The organism is Acidimicrobiales bacterium, assembly GCA_036378675.1.
Classification (GTDB): domain Bacteria; phylum Actinomycetota; class Acidimicrobiia; order Acidimicrobiales; family Palsa-688; genus DASUWA01.
This window is the reverse complement of sequence record DASUWA010000046.1, coordinates 51,528-71,225: the sequence shown is the minus strand read 5'-3', so window position 1 is coordinate 71,225 and position 19,698 is coordinate 51,528. Positions and strand designations below refer to the sequence as shown.

At 67.1% G+C, this 19,698-nt stretch carries 19 protein-coding genes; 10 read left to right on the top strand and 9 right to left on the bottom strand.

Annotated features, from left to right (window positions below; translation table 11 throughout):
* The first annotated feature begins 5 nt into the window (after positions 1–5).
* Together VFZ97_15070 and VFZ97_15065 are read left to right on the top strand one after the other, a co-directional pair.
* Positions 6–824, top strand: a complete 819-nt coding sequence (locus tag VFZ97_15070) for an S-methyl-5'-thioadenosine phosphorylase (protein ID HEX6394756.1) — start codon at positions 6–8, stop codon at positions 822–824.
* A gap of 128 nt (positions 825–952) precedes the next feature.
* Positions 953–1,813, top strand: a complete 861-nt coding sequence (locus VFZ97_15065) for a site-2 protease family protein (GenBank protein ID HEX6394755.1) — start codon at positions 953–955, stop codon at positions 1,811–1,813.
* 30 nt (positions 1,814–1,843) lie between these two features.
* On the opposite strand, the gene VFZ97_15060 is transcribed toward VFZ97_15065, so the two are convergent.
* Positions 1,844–2,857 carry a cytochrome D1 domain-containing protein gene (locus tag VFZ97_15060; protein ID HEX6394754.1) on the bottom strand — a complete coding sequence of 338 codons (1,014 nt, stop codon included), beginning with the start codon at positions 2,855–2,857 and terminating at the stop codon, positions 1,844–1,846.
* A gap of 19 nt (positions 2,858–2,876) precedes the next feature.
* Here VFZ97_15060 and VFZ97_15055 point away from each other — a divergent pair, with 19 nt between their 5' ends.
* On the top strand, positions 2,877–3,089 hold the full coding sequence (locus VFZ97_15055; protein HEX6394753.1) for a hypothetical protein: 213 nt from the start codon (positions 2,877–2,879) through the stop codon (positions 3,087–3,089).
* Between the two features lie 208 nt (positions 3,090–3,297).
* Positions 3,298–4,122 (top strand): response regulator, encoded by an 825-nt coding sequence (locus tag VFZ97_15050; protein ID HEX6394752.1) that lies wholly within the window; start codon positions 3,298–3,300, stop codon positions 4,120–4,122.
* 5 nt (positions 4,123–4,127) lie between these two features.
* On the opposite strand, the gene msrA is transcribed toward VFZ97_15050, so the two are convergent.
* From msrA to VFZ97_15035, 3 genes are all read right to left on the bottom strand, one after another.
* Entirely contained in the window at positions 4,128–4,649 is a 522-nt protein-coding gene (msrA, locus tag VFZ97_15045) for a peptide-methionine (S)-S-oxide reductase MsrA (protein ID HEX6394751.1), read from the bottom strand.
* A gap of 284 nt (positions 4,650–4,933) precedes the next feature.
* Positions 4,934–6,277 (bottom strand): TldD/PmbA family protein, encoded by a 1,344-nt coding sequence (locus tag VFZ97_15040; protein HEX6394750.1) that lies wholly within the window; start codon positions 6,275–6,277, stop codon positions 4,934–4,936.
* A complete protein-coding gene (locus VFZ97_15035) occupies positions 6,274–7,740 on the bottom strand; it encodes a TldD/PmbA family protein (GenBank protein ID HEX6394749.1) in 1,467 nt (488 codons plus the stop codon). Before VFZ97_15035 ends, VFZ97_15040 begins: the two co-directional genes overlap by 4 nt.
* A 38-nt stretch (positions 7,741–7,778) precedes the next feature.
* Between VFZ97_15035 and VFZ97_15030 the strand changes: the two genes are divergently transcribed.
* The gene (locus VFZ97_15030; GenBank protein ID HEX6394748.1) at positions 7,779–8,156 is read left to right on the top strand and encodes a hotdog domain-containing protein; all 378 of its coding nucleotides are present in this window, start codon (positions 7,779–7,781) and stop codon (positions 8,154–8,156) included.
* 142 nt (positions 8,157–8,298) lie between these two features.
* On the opposite strand, the gene VFZ97_15025 is transcribed toward VFZ97_15030, so the two are convergent.
* Positions 8,299–9,111, bottom strand: a complete 813-nt coding sequence (locus VFZ97_15025; protein HEX6394747.1) for a L,D-transpeptidase family protein — start codon at positions 9,109–9,111, stop codon at positions 8,299–8,301.
* Between the two features lie 146 nt (positions 9,112–9,257).
* Here VFZ97_15025 and VFZ97_15020 point away from each other — a divergent pair, with 146 nt between their 5' ends.
* The 3 genes from VFZ97_15020 (at position 9,258) to dxs (ending at position 13,252) form a co-directional block, all read left to right on the top strand.
* Positions 9,258–10,088 carry a phosphatase PAP2 family protein gene (locus tag VFZ97_15020; protein HEX6394746.1) on the top strand — a complete coding sequence of 277 codons (831 nt, stop codon included), beginning with the start codon at positions 9,258–9,260 and terminating at the stop codon, positions 10,086–10,088.
* Positions 10,085–11,170, top strand: a complete 1,086-nt coding sequence (locus VFZ97_15015; protein HEX6394745.1) for a polyprenyl synthetase family protein — start codon at positions 10,085–10,087, stop codon at positions 11,168–11,170. The genes VFZ97_15020 and VFZ97_15015 overlap by 4 nt, the downstream gene beginning before the upstream one ends.
* 180 nt (positions 11,171–11,350) lie before the next feature.
* Positions 11,351–13,252 (top strand): 1-deoxy-D-xylulose-5-phosphate synthase, encoded by a 1,902-nt coding sequence (dxs, locus tag VFZ97_15010; protein HEX6394744.1) that lies wholly within the window; start codon positions 11,351–11,353, stop codon positions 13,250–13,252.
* 73 nt (positions 13,253–13,325) lie between these two features.
* Here the strand turns inward: dxs and VFZ97_15005 are convergent, their stop codons facing one another.
* Positions 13,326–14,030, bottom strand: coding sequence for an SOS response-associated peptidase (locus tag VFZ97_15005; protein ID HEX6394743.1), 705 nt, complete (start codon positions 14,028–14,030; stop codon positions 13,326–13,328).
* A gap of 2 nt (positions 14,031–14,032) precedes the next feature.
* Positions 14,033–15,280 (bottom strand): hypothetical protein, encoded by a 1,248-nt coding sequence (locus VFZ97_15000; GenBank protein ID HEX6394742.1) that lies wholly within the window; start codon positions 15,278–15,280, stop codon positions 14,033–14,035.
* 216 nt (positions 15,281–15,496) lie between these two features.
* Between VFZ97_15000 and VFZ97_14995 the strand changes: the two genes are divergently transcribed.
* Positions 15,497–17,125: a hypothetical protein gene (locus VFZ97_14995; GenBank protein HEX6394741.1), complete on the top strand. Its 1,629-nt coding sequence runs from the start codon at positions 15,497–15,499 to the stop codon at positions 17,123–17,125.
* Here VFZ97_14995 and VFZ97_14990 read toward each other — a convergent pair.
* Both VFZ97_14990 and VFZ97_14985 read right to left on the bottom strand, forming a co-directional pair.
* Complete coding sequence (locus tag VFZ97_14990) at positions 17,122–18,600, bottom strand: HAMP domain-containing sensor histidine kinase (GenBank protein ID HEX6394740.1); 1,479 nt, start codon at positions 18,598–18,600, stop codon at positions 17,122–17,124. The two genes, VFZ97_14995 and VFZ97_14990, sit on opposite strands and share 4 nt — an antisense overlap.
* The gene (locus VFZ97_14985; GenBank protein ID HEX6394739.1) at positions 18,597–19,283 is read right to left on the bottom strand and encodes a response regulator transcription factor; all 687 of its coding nucleotides are present in this window, start codon (positions 19,281–19,283) and stop codon (positions 18,597–18,599) included. The genes VFZ97_14990 and VFZ97_14985 overlap by 4 nt, the downstream gene beginning before the upstream one ends.
* A gap of 50 nt (positions 19,284–19,333) precedes the next feature.
* Between VFZ97_14985 and VFZ97_14980 the strand changes: the two genes are divergently transcribed.
* Positions 19,334–19,687 carry a DUF2237 domain-containing protein gene (locus tag VFZ97_14980; protein ID HEX6394738.1) on the top strand — a complete coding sequence of 118 codons (354 nt, stop codon included), beginning with the start codon at positions 19,334–19,336 and terminating at the stop codon, positions 19,685–19,687.
* Positions 19,688–19,698: the final 11 nt, after the last annotated feature.

Genomic DNA, 19,698 nt, shown 5'->3' with positions numbered 1-19,698 from the left:
CGCCGGTGCAGCGCGCGGACATAGGCGTCATCGGCGGCTCAGGCTTCTACGAGTTCCTCGACAACTCGGCGGAAGTGCGGATCGAGACCCCGTGGGGAGAGCCCTCAGGCGCCCTGACGGTCGGCTCGGTCGGCGGCCGGTCGGTCGCGTTCCTCCCACGCCACGGGCGCGGCCATCAGATTCCGCCACACCGGATCAACGCCCGCGCCAACCTCTGGGCGCTGCGCGAACTCGGCGTCGAGCGGGTCATCGGGCCTTGTGCGAGCGGATCCCTTCGGGCGGAGATCGGTCCGGGTGAGCTGGTGATTCTCGACCAGCTGGTCGACCGCACCTGGGGCCGGCCCGACAGCTACTTGGAGTCGAGCGTCGTGGAGCACGTGAGCTTTGCGGACCCTTACTGCCCGGAGGTGCGTTCGGCCTTGGCCGCCGCGGCGGGTGCCGGTTGGGAGGAGGCGCGGGTGCACCAGAGGGGAACTGTTGTCGTGGTGCAAGGGCCACGCTTCTCGACCCGTGCCGAGTCGCGTTGGTACGGCGGAGCAGGAATCGACGTCATCAACATGACCCAGTACCCCGAGGCCTACCTCGCCCGGGAATTGGGGATGTGTTACGCGGGGGTCGCGCTCGTGACTGACCGGGATGTGGGCGTGGAGGGCGACCCGTCCGTCGAACCGGTGACGATGGAAGCGGCCATGTCGGTGCTGGCGGCGAACGTCGAGAGGACCCGGTCCCTGCTGGCCGACGCCATCCCGGCGATTCCCCGAGCCGCCTCGTGCGGATGCCGCGAGGGCGGAGCACCAAGCCTCCGGAGGCTCAGATCGGTTTGAGCGACACGGTTGGCGTGCGGTGCGTCTCTTGCCTGACCTGCTAGTTGACCGGGCGCATGGCAGAGTGAACGTCGATGAATCCTGTGCCGTCTTTCGGAGACGATTGGCCACCGCCCGCGACTGAACCGGTGGCGCAGTGGCACGCGCCAGACGGCCCGTGGTCTATCCCTCCTGCCCCTTCTGCGGGACCGGCGGAACAGTGGCCGGCGCCCTCGGGTGACCCCGTAACCCCACGGCAGGCGCGACGTGGCGGACGTATAGGCGCAGGCCTCGCCGCCGCCGGCGCCTTCGTCGCCAAGTACGGAGCGCTGCTCTTCAAGTTCAAGGTCTTCACGGTGATGGCCACGATGTTCGTGTCGATCGCCGCGTACGCGCTGCTGTGGGGTTGGCCCTTCGCGGTCGGTTTCGTCCTGCTGTTGCTGGTGCACGAGACCGGCCACGCCATCGAGATGCGCCGCCAGGGGATTCCAGCCTCGGCGCCGATGTTCATCCCGTTCATAGGCGCGATCATCTCGATGCGGGGACGTCCCATCGACGCGTACCACGAGGCCCGGGTGGGCCTCGCCGGACCCGCGTTCGGATCCGCGGCGTCACTCGTCGTCGCGCTGATGGCCTCCTCTCAACACTCGAGTTTTCTCAAAGCCCTAGCCTTCATCGGTTTCTTCTTGAACCTGATCAACCTCTTCCCGGCCCTTCCACTGGATGGTGGCCGTGCAGTCGGGGCGCTCCATCCGGTGGTGTGGCTAGTCGGGCTTGTCGGCCTGGTTGGTGTCGAGATCTGGCGACCGAGCCCACTCGTGTTCCTGATCATCCTTCTCGGAGGCTCCGAATTGTGGAGGCGCTGGAAGGGTCGGAACACCCTCGCTTCCCGGATCTACTACAACCTGCGCGCTTCACAGCGCGCCGGGATCGGAGTTGCCTACTTGGCACTCGTCGCAGTGTGTGTAGCCGGGATGAATGCGACGTATGTCGCGCGCACTATTCACTGAGTGCGACGGCATTCTGGCCGGGTTATCGCGCTACCGCATGATGCCGGTGTGCCCCAGCGAATAGCGCCCGGGCTGCGGCCACACACATAAACCGTGCGGGCCGGCGCCGACTGGTATCCGCGCCAACAGCTTGCCGGTCGTCGCATCGATTGCGTAGACGACGGAGTTGTAGCGCCCGGTCACCCAAAGCACCTTCCCGTCGGCCGACACGTTCCCCATGTCCGGGCTACCGCCCCCAGGAAGCAACCACTTATGCACGGCCGCGCCGGTCGAGAGGTCGATCAGCGATATCGATCCCTCGTCGCGATTGGTCACGTACAAGAAACGGAAGTCCCGGCTGACGTACAGACCGTGCGCTCCCCTTCCGGTCGCGATGAAGCCGAGGAGACGCATCGTGTCTCCGTCGAGCTTCCATACGCCGTTCGCAATCATGTCGGCGATGTAGAAGACCTTCCCGTCCGGGGAAAGTTTGACATCCTGAGGTTGCCCCCGACCGGGAAGAGAAACCGAGCCGACCACTTGCTGAGATGCCACGTCGACCTTGACCAGACTCGAACCGAACTCGCAGCTGGCCACCAAGTATCTTCCATCGCCGGAGTAGTCGATGTGGTCCACTCCCGGGCACGGGACATGAAGCGAGTGCACCAGCGCCATCGTGTGCGGGTCGCGAAAATCGAGACGCTCCAACGCTTCGGCGACCACGATCGCGAACCGTCCGTCGGGCGTGAAGTACATGTTGTACGGATCCGCCACCGCGACTTGCGTACCGGGTAGGCCCGTGTGCGGGTCGATTGGGGTGAGGCTGTTACCTCTGTCGTTGGTCACCCACAACGTCTTCAAATCCCAGGAAGGAACGACGTGTTGAGGAAGCGCGCCGACCGCGAACGTCCGTACGACTTTGTACGTGCTCGGATCGATCTCGGTCACCGTGTTCGAGAGCCCGTTGGGGACATAGATCATCGGGACGTCCCCGGCCACGGCTGAGCTGAGCCCCTGAGGAGTGTCCGCGGCGTAAACATTGTTGGGGTCTTGGTTCGCAGGCATTCCAGCGAGCGGAGGCTGGGTGGCTGCAGGCCCGGACGGCTGGGGTTGCACGACTGCGCCGGATGCGGCACTCGGGCCGGGCGACGACCTGGACCTGCTCGATGGCAGAAACGTCGCCACGAGGACTGCAACCGCCGCACCTAAAGCGAGCAGCCCGACACCTACGGTCACCCGTCGCCAGAAAAAGGTCCGCGACGAAGCCGTCCGGGGGGTCTGCACCCGGCCCATCTAAGCACCGTCCAGGTTGTGGGCTGATATCAACTACGAGACGCTTCCCGGTCCCGGTGTGATTTAACCTCCTCCGGCGGTGTGAGAAGCATCTTCTTCGGAATCTTTGCGAAAAGCGACCAATTTCTCTAAAACCAGCTGCCTGTAGCATCCGATAAAGGTTGTGGAACGGGCTCACAGCTCATTCCCCGGTGGCGACCGAAGGAGTGCGGATGCCGGAGAACACCTCAGACTTCCCCCGACCTGCCAGGCGGGAGCGACGTCCGTTCCGCCCCGGGGATATGCCACCGCTATTCGGCGACACTGCCGCGACGCTGATCGTGGACGACGATCCTCGGCTCGCCGACGTCCTGCGCCGCCTTCTGAGCAGGGAGGGCTACGAGTGCACCGTCGTCGGCGACGCCGCCGAAGCGCGCGCTCGGCTGGCCCACCAGGAGTTCGCCGTCGCCCTGGTTGACGTCATGATGCCCGAGGAGACGGGGCTCGAACTCGTCGCGGACATGCTCGCCCACCACCGGCACCTCGCCGTCGTGATGGTGACCGCGGTTGACGACCTCACCATCGCAAAACTCGCAATCCAAAGCGGCGTGTACGGATACGTGATCAAGCCCTTCCGCCCGAGCCAGGTACTGATCACCGTTGCCAACGCGAGCGAGCGACGGTGCACCGAGATCGAGCGCGACGCGTACGAAAGGCGCCTCGAGCTTCACCTTGAGGAGCAGGCCGCTGATCTCGACGACGCGCTCCGACAGTTGAAAGATGCCAAGCGCGAGGTTGCGAGTAGTTCTGCCGTCGAGCTCGCCCGCTCAGTCGCGCATGACTTGAACAACTCGCTCGGCGCGATCGTGAACTACGCGTACTTCATCAACGAAGAACTGTCGAGTTCAGTTCAATCCCAGCGACTTCCGGATCGAGGGGCGATCCAACAAGATTCGGATCGAATCCTTCGTGCAGCCGAACAGGCGGTCGATTCGGTCAAGAAGCTGCAAGCGATCCAAACCCCTGTTTCGCCCGCGCAAAGCACCGACGGCTCGTAAGTCCGCTACTGGGTAACCGAGCCAGCCCGGCGTGGCAGCTTCCAGTCCGGGCGGGGGAAGTGGCAGGTATAGCCGTAGGGGTTGCGTTCGAGGTAGTCCTGGTGCTCCGGCTCGGCCTCCCAGAAGGGGCCCGCCGGTGAAACCTCGGTCACCACCTTGCCGGGCCAAAGGCCCGACGCGTCGACGTCGGCGATCGTCTCCTCGGCGATGCGCTTCTGATCGTCGCTCGTGTAGAAGATCGCGGACCGGTAGCTGGGGCCGATGTCGTTGCCCTGGCGGTTCTTGGTCGTCGGGTCGTGGATCTGGAAGAAGAACTCCAGCAGGTCGCGGTAGGACACCTTGCCCGGATCGAAGGTGATCTCGATCGCTTCGGCGTGTGTGCCGTGGTTGCGGTAGGTGGCGTTGGGCACGTCACCGCCGCTGTACCCGACCCTGGTTGAGATAACGCCGGGTTGCTTGCGGATCAGGTCCTGCATGCCCCAGAAGCATCCTCCGGCGAGGATGGCCTTCTCGTACGAGTCGCTCACTGCGACGCTCCTTTCATCGGCGCCAGCCGCGTCCTTGCGCCGGCGCCCACTCATCCAGGGTACGGGGCAGCGGGCGCTATTCGAGACCTGTTCGGGACAGTTCGGAACGCTTCCAGGCGGGTTGGGTGGGGCGTCTCGGTCGACTCTGGGCGTGGAATTCGCGTTTGGGCGTGGGAACGAGCATCGGGTTGCCGATTTCCACTCCCAAACCGAGAACCTCGGTCCCAAACGCCCCGCCGGATCGGCGCTGCGCCCCCGGATGGCGGCGTCCTCGGTGCGGGCCTCTACGCCCCGCTCATCGAAACATCGGCCACCGCGAGGGTGACGCCGGCGGCGTTCGAAGGCAGCCTTTCCAGATCGTCCCCGATCGCGACCACCCCACCGAGCATCCGCTGGATCGTGGACGCGATCGTGAACTCGCGCACCGGGCCGGCGAGCTCTCCGTTCTTGATCAGCATTCCTTCGGCACCGACGGAGAAATCGCCGCTGACGGGGTTGACCCCGGAGTGAACACCGGAGATCGACTGGACCATCAGGCCGTCGCCAACCTTCGAAAGAACCTCCGCCGGCGAGAGGGTGCCCGGGACGAGCGCCAGCGCCCGGGCCCCGGTCCCGGGCGCGCTCTTGAAACCGCCGCGGACGGCGGATGCCGTTGACGCCGTTCCGGCGCGCCGCGCCGAGTAGGTGTTGTACAGGAAACGCTGCAACACGCCCCGCTCGATCAGAACGTTGCGCCGGGTCGCGAGACCTTCGGCGTCGTAGCGCGTCGCCCCGTACGCCTCCGCGTCGGTCGGGTCGTCGACCAGCGTGACCGACGCGACCGACACTTCCTCGCCGAGCCGGTTTGCGAAGAGCGACCTGCCCTTGAGCACCGACTCGCCGTCGAGGGTGCCGGCGAGGATGCCAAGGATGGAAGCGGTGATCCTCGGCTCGAACACGACAGTGAGGTGCGCCGATCGGGGCTTCACTGCGCCCAACAACCGGGTTGCGCGCTCTACCGCGTCGCCGGCGGCTTTTTCCAGGTCCAAGTCTGCGGGGCTGCGCCCGACGCTGTACCCCCCGCCGGTTTGCGTCTCCGACCCCGAACCAGCCACGGCGTACGCCGACAGGTAGCACGACGTGCGGCGCGACGACGCCGCGATCCCGGTGCTCGTCGCGACGGCGGACTCGAGCGCACCGTCGCCCCATTCCGAGGCCTGCACCTGGCGGATGCGGGGATCGCCTGCCCGGACGGCCCGATCGAGCTCAAGGGCGAGCGACACCTTCTCCGACGCCGGGAAGGAAGCCAGATCGTCCCGCCACAGGTTCAGGTCCGCCGCCGGCACACCGTCGGGCGACGCCAGGCCGACGAATTCGTCATCGGTGGCGAAGCCGGCGTTGTCGCGTGCCTCGGCGAGGGTCTCCTCCACCACTTCCGGGTCGAGTGAACCGGCGTAGGCGAAACCCTGACGGGGTCCGTTGATCACCCGGATGCCGATGCCGGCCGACTCGGCCGACGACAACGACTCGACCTCTCCCTCGAACACCACCACCTCGGTGTCGTGGCCCCGCGCGACGTACGCCTCGACCTGCTCTCCGTCGCGAGCCCAACCGGCGACTCGGCTGGCCAGCCCTAGAAGGTCGGTCATCGGGCCGTCCCACCGATGGTGAGGGCGGTCACCCGGAGGGTGGGCTGGCCGTCGCCTACCGGCACGCCCTGGCCCTTCTTGCCGCACGTCCCGGGCGGGCCCATGGCGAAGTCGTTGCCTACGACGTCGATGTTGCGCAGGACCTCGGGACCGTTGCCGATCAGGTTGGCGTCCCGGAGTGGCTCGGTGATCTCACCGTCCTCGATTAGGTACGCCTCGGTCATCCCGAAGACGAAGTCGCCGGTAGCGGTGTTCACCTGACCCCCGCCGAGCTGGGCGACGTAGACGCCGTGGGGGGTCTGGCGGATGATCTCGTCGGGGTCGTCTTCACCGGCGAGGACGTAGGTGTTGGTCATCCTGACCATCGGCAGGTGCTGGTAGCTCTCGCGCCGCCCGTTGCCAGAGCTCCGTCGGCCCTCCTTGCGGGAACGGAGCCAGTCCCACATGTAGTCGGTGAGGACGCCGTTTTCGATGAGGACGTTGCGGCCGGCCGGGTGGCCCTCGTCGTCGATCGCCAGCGCGCCCCACTCCGGTCCCATCGTGCCGTCGTCGACCAATGTGACGAGCGGGCTGGCCACCCTCTCGCCGACCTTGCCGGCGAAAACGGACACCTCCTTCGCAATATGGTCCGCCTCCAACCCGTGCCCGCACGCCTCGTGGAACAGAACCCCTCCGCTCCCCCGCTTGATGACCACGGGAAGGCTGCCCGAGGGCGCCGGCCGGGCCTTCAGCTTGGTAAGCGCGCGGTTGGCGGCCAGGCGTCCGAGCTCGTCGACGTCGACGGTCTTGAACAGCTCGAAACCGACAGTCGATCCGATGCTCTCGCGCCCGGTCTGCATGCCGGCATCCCCGCTGGCGACGCAGCTGACCGCAAAGCGAGTCTTCACCTGATCATCCGAAGCGAGAACTCCCTCGCTGTTGGCAACGAGGATCCGCCGGCGGCTGTCGCCGTAGACCGCGCTGACCTGCCGGATCGCCGCGCCCGCGCCGCGAGCCGATTCGTCGGCCCGCCGCAGAAGGTCGACCTTGTCCGACTTCGGGACGCTCTCCGGCAGAACGTCAACAGAGTTGGGCATCGGGGCTTCGAGTCTTGACAGCGGGGCGATCCGGAGCCCCCCGCCGCCGCCACGGGCTGCGGCCGCCGCCGCTTCCGCTGCGGCCCTCAGGCCCGACTCGCTGAGATCACTGGTGTGGGCGAATCCGGTCGTCTCGCCGGCGACCACACGGATGCCGGCCCCCCGTTCGCGACCCGAAGTGAGCTCTTCGACCCGACCGTCGTCAAGGCGGGCGAGGCTGCCCCGCCGGTCCTCGGCGAAGACCTCCGCGAAATCTCCGCCCGTGCGAAGCGCCGTTGCGATGACACCCTCAACTACCGACTCGTCTATCAAGACATTTCTCCCGTTCAGGACGCCGTTCGGGGCGCCGGTACGAATCGACGCGTCTCCTGGCCGGCGTACCAGCATTGGAACATCCGGAGGCTACCCGCATACCGTTACCATTCGTGGCTCTCAATATCGGGTGCTGCGGGCAGGTCGAACTAGTCGTCTCAGCCGCGGATACTGCAGTCTCACTCGGGACCGGCGATGTGCCGGTCCTGTCCACCCCTCGCATTGTCGAGCTGTGCGAGCAGGCGACCGTGCGGGCGCTTGCGGGTGAGGTAGGTGAGGGTCAGACGTCGGTTGGTTTTCGGATCGAGCTGACCCACGTCGCCCCGATCGGGATCGGGAGCCGAGTGATCGCGGTCGCCACCTTGGACCGCACCGAGGGCAAGAGGCTCGTGTTCAACGTGACCGTCACCGATCAATGCGGCCTGGTGGCCGCCGGGCGGGTGACCCGCGTGCTGGTAGACACGGCCGCCTTCTTGGACAAGGCGCGATAACACGGGCCCGGACGGGGCCCCAACCCGTCCTCCTCCGCAACGTGGGGTCCCCAACCCCACGGCGGCCGTGACACGGCCCGGACGGGCCCCAACCCGTCCTCCTCCGCAACCTGGGGTCCCCAACCCCACGGCGGCCGTCGTTTTAGCTGATGGTTACCGGCGTTCCGAGCGGGAGCATGCCCGCCAGCTGGGTGACCACGCCGTTGTCGAGGCGCACGCATCCGTGGGAGACCGGATGGCCGACCGACCAGGCCTCGTTCTGACCGTGGATCCCGATCTGTGCGTCCCCGCCGTTGAAAACCGAGTACGTGTCGGAGAACTCCGCCAGACCGAAGATGTACGGGCCGTAGGCGCCGTTGGGGTTGTCGGGACGGATCAGCTCCCAAAGGTAGGTGTGGTCGGGTGGCGTCGGAGTCCGGGGGGCGCCGGTCGCGGCGGGAACCGTCATGACAACGTTGTTCCCGTCCATCACGGTCAGGGTGTTCGACGCGAGGCTGACCTTGACGGAGTAGGTGGTCTCGGTCAGGGTCACCGTGGACGCTGACGTCTGGATGTAGCCGAGGCTCCCGTTCGGGCGTACCGGCAGCTCGGCCTGGGCCCACCCGGAGGAGTCGGGCTGGCCGGTCAGGGCGACAACGTTGGGGGCGCCGAACGGGTTGTTGGCGGGCAGTATCCCGACCGGGGGCCCACCCGGCACGTTGCTGTAGGGCGTATCAGCGGACAGGGTCGCAATCAGGGTCGGCGTGACCGATGGCGCCGGCGCCGGCTGGGGGACGGTCGGCGGAGCCGCTCCCGTCACGCCCGCCCCGGAAAACGACGGCTCCGCCGCGACCGCTCGCCCGTACCCGCCCTCACCCGGCCGGTGAGGCGTCAGCATGATCCAGGAACCCGTGCCCAGGGCGATCAGCGCGACTGCTGCGACAAGCGCGACACGCCAACCCCCAGACTTACCCACGCTCCATATGGTGCCACGCAGGGGAGCCATTAGGCTGGCGGGTTACTCGCATGGTCGAAAATCAGCAACATCGTGCCGAACATCAGCTGGCGGACCGCCTAGGACACGACCTGGAACACGGCGGGCCTCACGACGTTCAAGACAACGTGACACTCGACCTGGACCGGGGCCGGCCGGTCATGCGCTCCCACTGGTGGCGGGAGCTGATCATCATCGGCGTGTTCTACGGGCTGTACACCCTCGTCCGCGACATCCGAGGCGACCGCCCGGTGTCGAAGTTCCAGGCCTTCCACAACGCCAAACGGGTCATCGGGTGGGAGAAGGTGCTTGGCATCTTTCACGAGCAGCAGATCCAGCACTGGTTCCTTGGAGACCGTTCGTTCATGAGGTTTTGGGACGATTACTACGGCACCGCGCATTTTGTGGCGGTGATCGCTGTCCTACTCCTCCTGTTCTTCTTTTTCCCGATCCACTACCGCTTGTGGCGCAACACCTTGGCGCTGACCAACGTCCTCGCGCTTCTCGGGTTCTTCTTCTTTCCGCTTATGCCGCCGCGGCTCCTGCCGCACGGCTACCACTTCGTCGACACGCTGCAGTCGTTGGGCGGCTTCTGGAACTTTTCGTCGGGACCGGTGAACGACGTGTCCAATCAGTACGCGGCGATGCCGAGCCTGCACACGGCTTGGGCGCTCTGGTGCGCGCTCGCCCTCGCAGAAGTGATCCGGCCTTGGTGGGGAAAGCTCGTGGTGTTCCTGCACCCGTTGGCGACCATCTTCTGCATCGTCGTCACCGCCAACCACTTCTTCCTCGACGAGGTCGCCGGCGTGGCGGTTCTTGCCGTGGCATACGTACTCGCACGCGTGCTGACCAGGTCGCTCGACCGCTACTACAACCGCAAGGACCTTGCCGCGATGAGATTGCTGCCGCAGCCGGTTATGGCCCAGCCAGAGCGCTGCGGCGGAAGGACCGGCGTTTGACCGCGACGGCAGCGCTGCCGCCGGCGGTGTCGCTGGTGGCTCCACTCGTCGAGAAGCGCCTTACCGAACTGCTGGACCTCGAGATCGGTCGGTGGAGCGTGGTGGACGAAGCGCTGTGCGAACCGCTATCGAGCCTGAGGTCATCCGTCCTGTCAGGCGGAAAAAGGCTCCGCCCGGTGTTCTGCTACTGGTCCTTCATTGGAGCCGGCGGTGACGCGGCGGACCCAGGAGTCGTCGATGCGGGGGCCGCCCTCGAACTTCTGCACACGGCAGCGCTGGTGCACGACGACGTGATCGACGGATCGGCCCGCCGGCACGGCGCGCCCGCGGTCCACGTGGAGCAGGCATCGCTTCACCGGCGGCTCGGCTGGGCGGGGGACTCCGAGCGTTTCGGCAACGGCATCGCTGTTCTCGTCGGCGACCTGGCGCTGGTCTACGGCGACCGCCTCCTCGCCGGCGCGCCACTCGAAGCGGTCGTGGTGTACGACGAGATGCGTCTCGAGGTCAACGTCGGCCAGTACCTCGACGTTCTCGGAGCGGCGGACCGGGCCGGCCTCGCCGGCGAAGAGGGCGTCGATCGTGCAAGGCGCATCTCCCGTTACAAGACCGCCAAGTACACGGTCGAAAGGCCGCTGCATCTTGGAGCCGCCATCGCGGCCCCTGGCCGGTTCGGCGAGCTCGCCCCGAGGCTGTCGGCTTTCGGGCTGCCGCTGGGAGAGGCTTTCCAGTTGCGTGACGACCTGCTCGGCGTCTTCGGCGACCCCGGGCTCACCGGCAAGCCGGTAGGCGACGACCTGCGCGAGGGCAAGCCGACCCTTCTCGCCAGCCTGGCGGCGTCCCGCGCCCGCGGGCCGGCCGGCGACCTGTTCGAAAAGCTCTTCGGCATCGCCGACCTGGACGCAGACGGGGTCCGGGATCTGCAGGAGGTCATCGTGTCCACCGGCGCCCGGGCGGAAGTCGAGGAATCGATTCGCCGGCTACTCGATCAGGCGATGTCGGCCCTGGTCGAACTGCCCCTCGAGGCGCCGGCGATCGACGCGCTGGCCGAGGTCGCGCAGTTCGTCGCCGGCCGCGATCGCTGACCGAATCGCCGGACGAGTTTGGGGGACAGTCTCGCCCGACGAGCGCGCCGGAGGCGCTCCTGAATCATTTAGCCACGCTAAGTGGGTAGTGAAAGGGTTCGTACAGCGCCTTTTCTCTACCCGGCAGGCCGGACCGGCGCCCGGCAAGACCGTCACGCGGAGAGGGGGTACCCTCGGGCGATGCTCCTGGAGTCGATCAACTCGCCGACTGACCTAGGCAAACTTGAGCTCGACGAGTTGAACGCTCTGGCCGCCGAGATACGGTCGTTCATCGTTCAGGCGGTGTCGGTGACCGGGGGGCACCTCGGCTCGAACCTCGGGGCGGTCGAGCTGACCATCGCGTTGCACCGGGTGTTCTCGTCCCCTCGCGACATTCTCCTGTGGGACACCGGCCACCAGGCGTACGTGCACAAGATCCTGACCGGGCGGCGCGACATGTTTGCAACGCTTCGCCAGAGCGGTGGGCTTTCGGGCTACCCGTCGAGGGCCGAGTCGGTCCACGACTGGGTGGAAAACAGCCACGCCTCGACGATCCTCTCCTACGCGCACGGTTTGGCCGCCGCGGTCGCGCGGAGCGGAACCCCCGACCGCAAGATCGTCGCGGTGATCGGCGACGGCTCGATGACCGGCGGGATGGCGTTCGAGGGCTTGAACAACCTGGGGCACAGCGAGAGCCGTGTCGTCGTGGTGTTGAACGACAACGGCCGCTCCTACGCGCCAACCATTTCGCGCCTGTCGGAAAGCCTCACCAAGATCCGGCTGCATCCCGGGATCAGCTCGGTCAGGGCGAGGATCGAGGAAGCGGTGCGGGAGTTGCCCCGTGTTGGCGGCCTCGCCTACTCGAGCCTCCAAGGTCTCTACTCCGCGGTCAGGGAAGTAATAGAGCCGCCCGCGTTCTTCGAATCGCTCGGTGTGCGTTACGTCGGCCCGATCGACGGTCACGACATCGCCGGCCTCGAACAGGCGTTATCGCAAGCGGCCTCCTTCGACGGCCCGATCGTCGTTCATGTCGTGACTCAAAAGGGGCGTGGTTACCCTCCCGCGGAAAACGACGACGAGAAGTGCCTTCACGACGCTCCGGTCTTCGATCCTGAGGTCGGTCCGCCCGAAGGTTGGTCCGCCCCTCGCGGCTACACCCAAGCATTCAACGAAGCGATGCTCTCGATCGGCGAGCGGTACCCGAACGTGGTGGCGATCACCGCGGCCATGCCTGGACCGACCGGGCTGATCCCATTCGCCGACCGTTGGCCCGACCGGTTCTTCGATGTGGGAATCGCTGAGCAGACCGCGGTCACGTCGGCTGCGGGAATGGCGATGGGCGGCCTCCGCCCGGTAGTCGCGGTGTACTCGACCTTCCTGACCCGCGCGTTCGACCAACTGAACCTGGATGTCGGGTTGCACGGGTTGCCGGTTGTTTTCGCGATCGACCGCGCCGGGATAACCGGGCCCGACGGACCGAGCCACCACGGTGTTCTCGACATGGCGCTGTGCCTGAAGGTCCCGGGCATGACCGTGTTCGCCCCTTCCTCTGCTCAGGAAGTGCAGGTGATGCTCGAAACGGCGCTTCAGTTGTCGGGGCCGGCCTCCATCCGCTGGCCGAGAACCGCCGCCCGCCACGTCGCGCCCGATCAGGTGGGCGAAGGTCTTCAGGCCCGACTGGTTCGCAGAGGCGACGCGGATACTCCTGACTCGGTCTGCATCCTGGCGGTCGGCAAGATGCTCGAGGCGTCCGAGGAGGCTGCCGAGATCCTCGCGGCGGACGGCATCGAAGCGACCGTCTGGGACGTGCGGGTGGTTCGCCCGCTCGACCCGCAGATGCTGGCCGACGCCGGCCGTCACAAGATGGTCGTCACCGTCGAGGACGGCATACGGACCGGAGGCGCCGGCGCCTACATCACTGACGCCATGGCCGACCTGTTCGAAACCAGGGCGACGCCTCCGGTGCTCGTGCTCGGGATCCCCGTCGCGTACATACCGCACGGGGAAGCCGACCGGATCCTCGCCCAACTCGGGCTGGACGGCCCCGGCATCGCCGCCGACATAGCGAAGGCGCTTCCGCGTCGCGACGCCGCCGACGGGTAGCGGCCGGAACGCGAACCTGCCTTTTTTCCCGCAGAAACCACTTGTCCCGAAAAACCGGCGCCCCGCTGTCGTTTTAAGGCGGCGGGGGTATGGGGTCGAGGAGTTCGGGGCCGTCGTTGGCGACGTTGTTGACGCGGCTGCTCACGGGGAACACCTCGAACCAATCCGACGGCGCCGGCACGAGCAGCCTCTGGGCCTTCTCTGCCGCGACATGGGGATCGAGCCACTGATCCCAATCCCCCGGATCGAGGACGACCGGCATACGGTCGTGGATCGGAGCCATCAGATCGTTCGCCTCCGTCGTGACGATGGCGCATGTCCGCAACGGGTCGGCATCGGGGTTCTCCGGGTCTCGCCACACCTCCCACAGCCCGGCGAAGGCCATCGGCTGGCCGTCACGCCGGCGTATCGCGTACGGAAGCTTGCCGGCGGGTCTCCCGTCACCGGCCGTGCGTCGTTGCCACTCGTAGAACCCGTCGGCGGGAATCAGGCAGCGCCGGCGGGCGAGCGCCGACCGGTAGGCGGGTTTGGTCTCGATTCCCTCGGCACGGGCGTTGATCATCCGGTTGCCGGCGGAAGGGTTCTTCGCCCACGACGGAACCAGCCCCCACTTGAATGTTCCGAGCGCGCGGTGCTCCCGACGGATCGCGACCGCGTAAACCGGCAGGGTCGGAGCGACGTTGTACCGGGCGGGCAGTGGGTCGGTCCTGATCTCCTCGACCTGGAAGATCTTGGCCAGGTCTTCCATCGTCGTGCTCGACGTGTAGCGACCGCACACGACTATCTCCTCGCGAACAGCGCGATGCAGTCGCGGCTGCTCGCGGTCAGGTAGTGCGACGTCGAGGGAACCATGTTCGTGAGTAGTTTCTTCACGGTCAGGTCCGACGGCGGGAGGCCGGCGGGCGGCGGCGAGTAGGTGAAGAAGTCGACCCACGCGCTGTTGATGTCGAGCTCCATCGCGCGCACCGCGCCCGCCCGGGCGAGAAGATCGGCGAGCATGTGCGTGCTCAGATCCGGACCGGCCGCGTAGACAAGGGCACCGTTGGCGGTTTCGCCGACCCCCGATCGCCACACCATGACTTTGTTGCCGACGGTCCATCCCCACTGCGCGGAGCTGCCGACATCGAGTCCCTGGACCGGCGACCCGCCGTCGACGATCAGTTCGAGGTTCTGCCTCACGTAAACCACGTCGGGAGTCAGCGTCGCATCGCGCCCCCACGCCCCGACGTGAGGCACCCCTTCAGCCGTGATCCAAAGCGCTGCAGCACCCGTGCGCAGCGGCCGGGCGTAGCGGCCGGAGTCGTAGTACCCGCCGCGCGCGTCCTGCATCCGGAAGCCGGAGTTGAATGCGGCGAGAAGGCTGGGCCGCACCGAGTCGGGGATGGGCAGTTGATGAGCCCAACCCGCCCCGCCCGGTTCGACCGCGCCGGCGTACCCAACCGCGCTCACCAGCTTGGGATCTATCCACGCCACCGCCGAAACCAGGCTGGTGTAGACCGAGTCGGGGCGCATGTAGGTGGCGTACATCGCGGGGACCCCGTCCACCGGCAGCCCTATCGGTTGCCAGGTGCCCTCGCCAGGCAGGGGGCTGGCCACGAACGGGCGCAAAACCGCCGGCGCCGGAAGGGCGACTACCCGCGGAACGGTCACCGGCGGCACGACGGACGGTGTTGAAGCGCTGCTCCCGTTGACCTGCGCTCGCAGCTGGCGGCTCGGTAGCCCGCCTTTCTTCGGCCGGTGGTGGGAGTACCAGAAGTTCTCCACGTCGTTGACAAGCCACCGAAAATGGTGGGTCCGGAGCCACTCGACCGACCGGACGCTGAGGGCGTCGGTCCCGGGCCCGGTCAGCGCGCAGGCGTAGGAGTAACCGACGGGCGCCAGCAGTCCCAGCACGACAACGAGCACGGCCACCTTGATGATCCGGCGCCGCCGGAGGTTGGGGGTGGCAGCCGCTTCGCCGGTCGGTTGCCCGATCGGTTGCTCGGTCGGTTGTTCCGTCTCTCGGCCGGTACTCGGGTCGGTGATCATCGGGAAGGTTTACGGAAGGAGTGGACGCTACCGCGTTCGGGCATAAATCCGGTTTCGTGCCGTCGAAAGCGGTTGGCGGGGGTGAAGGACGGGTAACGGTCCGGCAAACCTCCGGTGGCAGTAAACTCTGGGCGGCTCCGAGCCCTCACCATGGCCGTCATTTACCCCGCTCCGAGCGCCGGCCAACGCGGTCGCGCCTGGTGGCAGGAGCATGCGGTGGCGTTAGCCCCTGCCGCCGTCGCGCTCCTGCTAGCCACAGCCGTCTGGCTGTTGGGCTGGCGCGGGGTCGATCAGGCGGCCCAGCTGTACAGGGTGACCCTGTTCAAGACACACGGGCTCCTGTTGTGGGACAGCGGCTGGTACGGCGGGAACTTCCCGCTCAGCTACAGCCTCCTCTTCCCCGCTTTCGCCAGCCGGATCGGGATCCAGGCGACGGCTCTCGTCTCGGCGGCGGTGGCGACCTGGGCGTTCGACCGGGTGATCCGGGGCTACTTCGGGTCGCGGCCCATCGGAACCTGGTACTTCGCCTTCTCGACGGTCCTGCCGGTGATGATCGGGCAGCTCCCCTTCCTCGCCGGCGAGGCAGCCGGCCTATCTGCGCTGGTCGCACTGCAAAAAGGTCGTCGCCGGACGGCACTCGCGCTCGGGGTCCTGGCGGCGCTCTTCTCCCCCCTGGCCGCTGCGTTCCTCGCCATGGCGTGTGCCGCGTGGGCGCTGAAGGCCAGCGGCCGGCGAGGCTGGACGATCGCCACCGGGGCAGCGGGGCTGGTCGTGATCGTCGTGACCGGGCTGATCTTCCCAGGCGACGGTCCTTTCCCGTTCCCCTGGCAGGGACTGGTCGTGACCGAGTTGCTGTGCCTGACCGCGCTGACCCCCCTCGTGCGGACCACCCCCGCAGTGAGGGTGGGGGCGTTTCTGTACGCGGCGGCTTCCCTTTTTTCCTTCATATTTCCTAACCCCTTGGGCGGCAATGCGCCGCGACTCGCCGGAGCGATCGGAGTCCCGCTCCTCGCCTGCTTCCTCACCGCCAACGGTCCCGCGGTCGAGCGGCTGAGCGGGTCGGTCATCGTCGAGCGGTTCATGTCGGGCCGGCGGATCGAGATCCCCAACAGGTTGCGGATACTCGGGCTGGCCCTCATCGTTCCGTTCGTCGTGTGGCAGTGGGCCCCGAGCCAGAAGATCGTGACGTCTCAGTCGACGGCGCCCGCGACCACGTCGGCGTTCTACCAACCGCTGCTCCACCAGCTGTCGCTGTTCGCGGACGACCCGATCCGGGTCGAGATACCGCCCACCCTCGAGCACTGGGAGTCGGCGTACGTCGCTCCCTACGTCTCGCTCGCCCGCGGCTGGGAACGGCAGCTCGACGTCGGCGACAACCCCCTCTTCTACGCCGCCGGAGCGTTGACTGCGGCGACCTACACCGACTGGCTCGACGACGAAGGGGTCCAGTACGTGGCGCTGCCGGCCGCCCCGCTCGACTACGCCGCAAAAGCGGAAGGAAAGCTCCTCGCCTCCGGGCAGGTGAGCGTCCTCCACCTCGTTTGGGAGAACCCTCAGTGGAAGCTCTGGCGGGTGGACGGAAGCCCCGGCCTGGCCACCGGCAGCGGGGAGCTCACCTCCTTGACGCCTGACCATTTCAGCGTCGACGCGACCGCACCCGGCCTGATCACGGTGCGGGTTCGCTACACCGCCTTCTGGTCGATCGCCTCGGGAACCGGATGCGTGGGGCCAGCGCCGGATGGGTGGACCTCCGTGGAGGCCTACCAGCCCGGATTGATCCAGCTGTCTGCGGTGTTCAGGTCCGCTTCCCGGACCACGTGCGCGCCCGTGGTATCCGGCGGCTAGCTCCTGACCATCGGAGGGCGGTCCGGTTCCGAGTCCGAGGGCTGACCCTGAGCTGGGGAGGCCGCCGGAGTCGCCGGCGCCACGGGACCCGCGTACAGCGGCATCCACATCGTGAACACGGCTCCCCCGCCGTCCGCATCAGATATGTCGATCGTCCCGCCGAAGGCCCGGCAAAGGTCGGCGACGATCGCCAGGCCCAGGCCGAAACCGCCGTGCACCCGGTCTCGCGCCTCGTCCAGGCGCACGAATCGTTCGAAGATCCGGCCGCGGTCGGTGACGGGAACGCCGGGCCCGTCGTCCGACACCCTGAGAACAGCGGAACCGCCGTGGCTCGTGACCCTCACTTCGACAAGCGAGGCGGCGTAGCGGCAGGCGTTGTCGACGAGGTTCCCTATGATCCGCTCGAGGTAGACCGCAGGAACCTCGACCGGGGTCGGGTGGGTGACCGCGACTACCGACACGCCGTCGCAGCGGCCGCCGACCTCGGCGACCACCTGATCGGCCACGGCTGCGAGATCGGTGGGCACGGTACTCGGGTCGACAGACGCAAGGTGGCCCTCGTCGGAACGGGCGAGCATCAGCAGAGACTCGACGAGATGTCCCATCCGCTCGTCCTGAGCCAAAACCTCACCGGCGACCCGTGGCCACTCGGTCCGGTCCGGATGGTGCAGTGCGACCTCGATCTCCGTGCGGATGTTGGCGATCGGCGAGCGCAGCTCGTGCGACGCGTCGGATAGGAACCTTCGCTCCCGGAGGGTTGACGCCTCCAGGCGATCGAGCATCGAGTTGAGGGTCCGGGCAAGCCGGCCAACCTCGTCGTCGGTCGGTGGCTCCGCCACCCGATGGGCACCGGAGACAGCGGCCACGTCGGCCACCTCCCTCCGGAGCGCCTCGATGGGACGCAGCGCCCTTCCGACGATCATCCAGCAGATGACCGCCAGAACCAGCAACAGGGCAGGCAGGCCGAACTCGAGGAGGCGCTGGACGTAGAGCAGGCTGTTGTCGTACTGGTCGAGCGAGGTGACCACCACTACGTTGTCGTGGGTCGACCCGAAACTGACGGGCACCTCGACCACGTGGACGTCCCTGGCCTGGCCGGCGAGGATGTAGTCGTTGGTTTGTACCTGAGGGTCGCCTGGAATCCATAGCGGCGGCTCCCGCCGCAATTCCCGGCTTGCGGCGACGACCTTGCCCGAGTGGAGAACCTGCACCAATCCGGACTCCAGAGACTGGGAGGGCGGCAGCTGTATCGGCGGGACCAATTCGGGATTCATCGCGGTGACCACCCGGGCCTGCTCATTCGCGGTTGTGACCAGGATGTGCTGGCGTTCGTGCGCGAAAGTCGCCTCGACGATCGCAGCCGAGACACCGAGCGCGCAGCCGACGGCCAGAACCGCGCTCAGGGTCACCCGTACGCGAAGCCCGTCGAACGCGTGCCGAACCGCGGAGAAAACCGCTCGCGTTCGCCGGATCATGCCGCCCCTTGAGCGGCCCCGCACAGGCGGTACCCGTAGCTCCGGACCGTCTCGATGTGCGATTGCTCGCCGGGCCGGTCGAGCTTGCGGCGCAGGTAACCCACGTACACCTCGACGACGTTCGGGTCGCGCTCTGCCGAAGGATCCCAGACGTGGTCGAGAAGCTCGTTCTTGGAAACCGTCTCCCCGGGGCGGTGCATCAGGTACGTGAGCAGAGCGAACTCGCGGGGTGTGAGGGTCACCTCCTCGTCCGCACGCCAGCACCGGTGGTCCCGGGAGTCGAGCCTCAGGTCGCCGTGGACGAGAACCGCTCCTTGCGGTGCCCCTCCCCGCCTGATCAGGGCCCGCAACCGGGCGAGCAGCACCGGATAGGAAAAAGGCTTCGAAAGGAAGTCGTCCGCCCCGGTATCCAAGGCTTCGGTCTGATCGAACTCTCCCTGTTTGGCGGTGAGCATCAGGACCGGCACTCGCTCTCCGGCGTCGCGCAGCGCCTTTGTCACCGCATAGCCGTTGAGCTTCGGCAGCATCAGGTCCAGGACGACCGCGTCGTAGGGATGCTGACGGGCGCGCGCCAGGCCGTCCTCGCCGTCCAAAGCGACGTCGACGGCGTAGCCCTCGGCTTCTAGACCCCGCGCGAGCGAGTTGGCCATGGACAACTCGTCCTCCACTATCAGGATCCTCACAGGAAATAGTCTGCCCCTCCAGGGCGGGGAGGATGCGTCAGGATGGGTGCATGGCGAAGAACGTCCTCGGCGGTGAGCTCGAACCGTGCAACTACGACCCGTTGACCGGCTTCTACCGTGACGGGTGCTGCAACACCGGCGCCGACGATCTTGGCGTTCACGTGGTCTGCGCGAAGGTCACGCCTGAGTTCCTCGAGTACAGCAAGACCGTCGGCAACGACCTGAGCAGTCCCCAACCCGGCTTCGCCGGCCTCCAAGCCGGAGACCAGTGGTGCCTGTGCGCAGCCCGCTGGAAGGAGGCCTTCGACGCCGGCGTGGCGCCCGACGTCGTCCTCGAATCGACCCACATCCGGGCGCTGGAATGGGTGGACCTGGAGGACCTCCGGCGCCACGCGACTACATAACCCGGCCGGGG

Excerpts from the sequence above, each read along its gene's own strand:
- VFZ97_14980 (HEX6394738.1), top strand. The coding sequence starts at position 19,334 with ATGGCGAAGAACGTCCTCGGCGGTGAGCTCGAACCGTGCAACTACGAC.
- VFZ97_15035 (HEX6394749.1), bottom strand. The coding sequence starts at position 7,740 with ATGCTGGTACGCCGGCCAGGAGACGCGTCGATTCGTACCGGCGCCCCG.
- VFZ97_15000 (HEX6394742.1), bottom strand. The coding sequence starts at position 15,280 with ATGATCACCGACCCGAGTACCGGCCGAGAGACGGAACAACCGACCGAG.
- dxs (HEX6394744.1), top strand. The coding sequence starts at position 11,351 with ATGCTCCTGGAGTCGATCAACTCGCCGACTGACCTAGGCAAACTTGAG.
- VFZ97_15060 (HEX6394754.1), bottom strand. The coding sequence starts at position 2,857 with ATGCCTGCGAACCAAGACCCCAACAATGTTTACGCCGCGGACACTCCT.
- VFZ97_14990 (HEX6394740.1), bottom strand. The coding sequence starts at position 18,600 with ATGATCCGGCGAACGCGAGCGGTTTTCTCCGCGGTTCGGCACGCGTTC.
- VFZ97_15040 (HEX6394750.1), bottom strand. The coding sequence starts at position 6,277 with ATGACCGACCTTCTAGGGCTGGCCAGCCGAGTCGCCGGTTGGGCTCGC.
- VFZ97_15050 (HEX6394752.1), top strand. The coding sequence starts at position 3,298 with ATGCCGGAGAACACCTCAGACTTCCCCCGACCTGCCAGGCGGGAGCGA.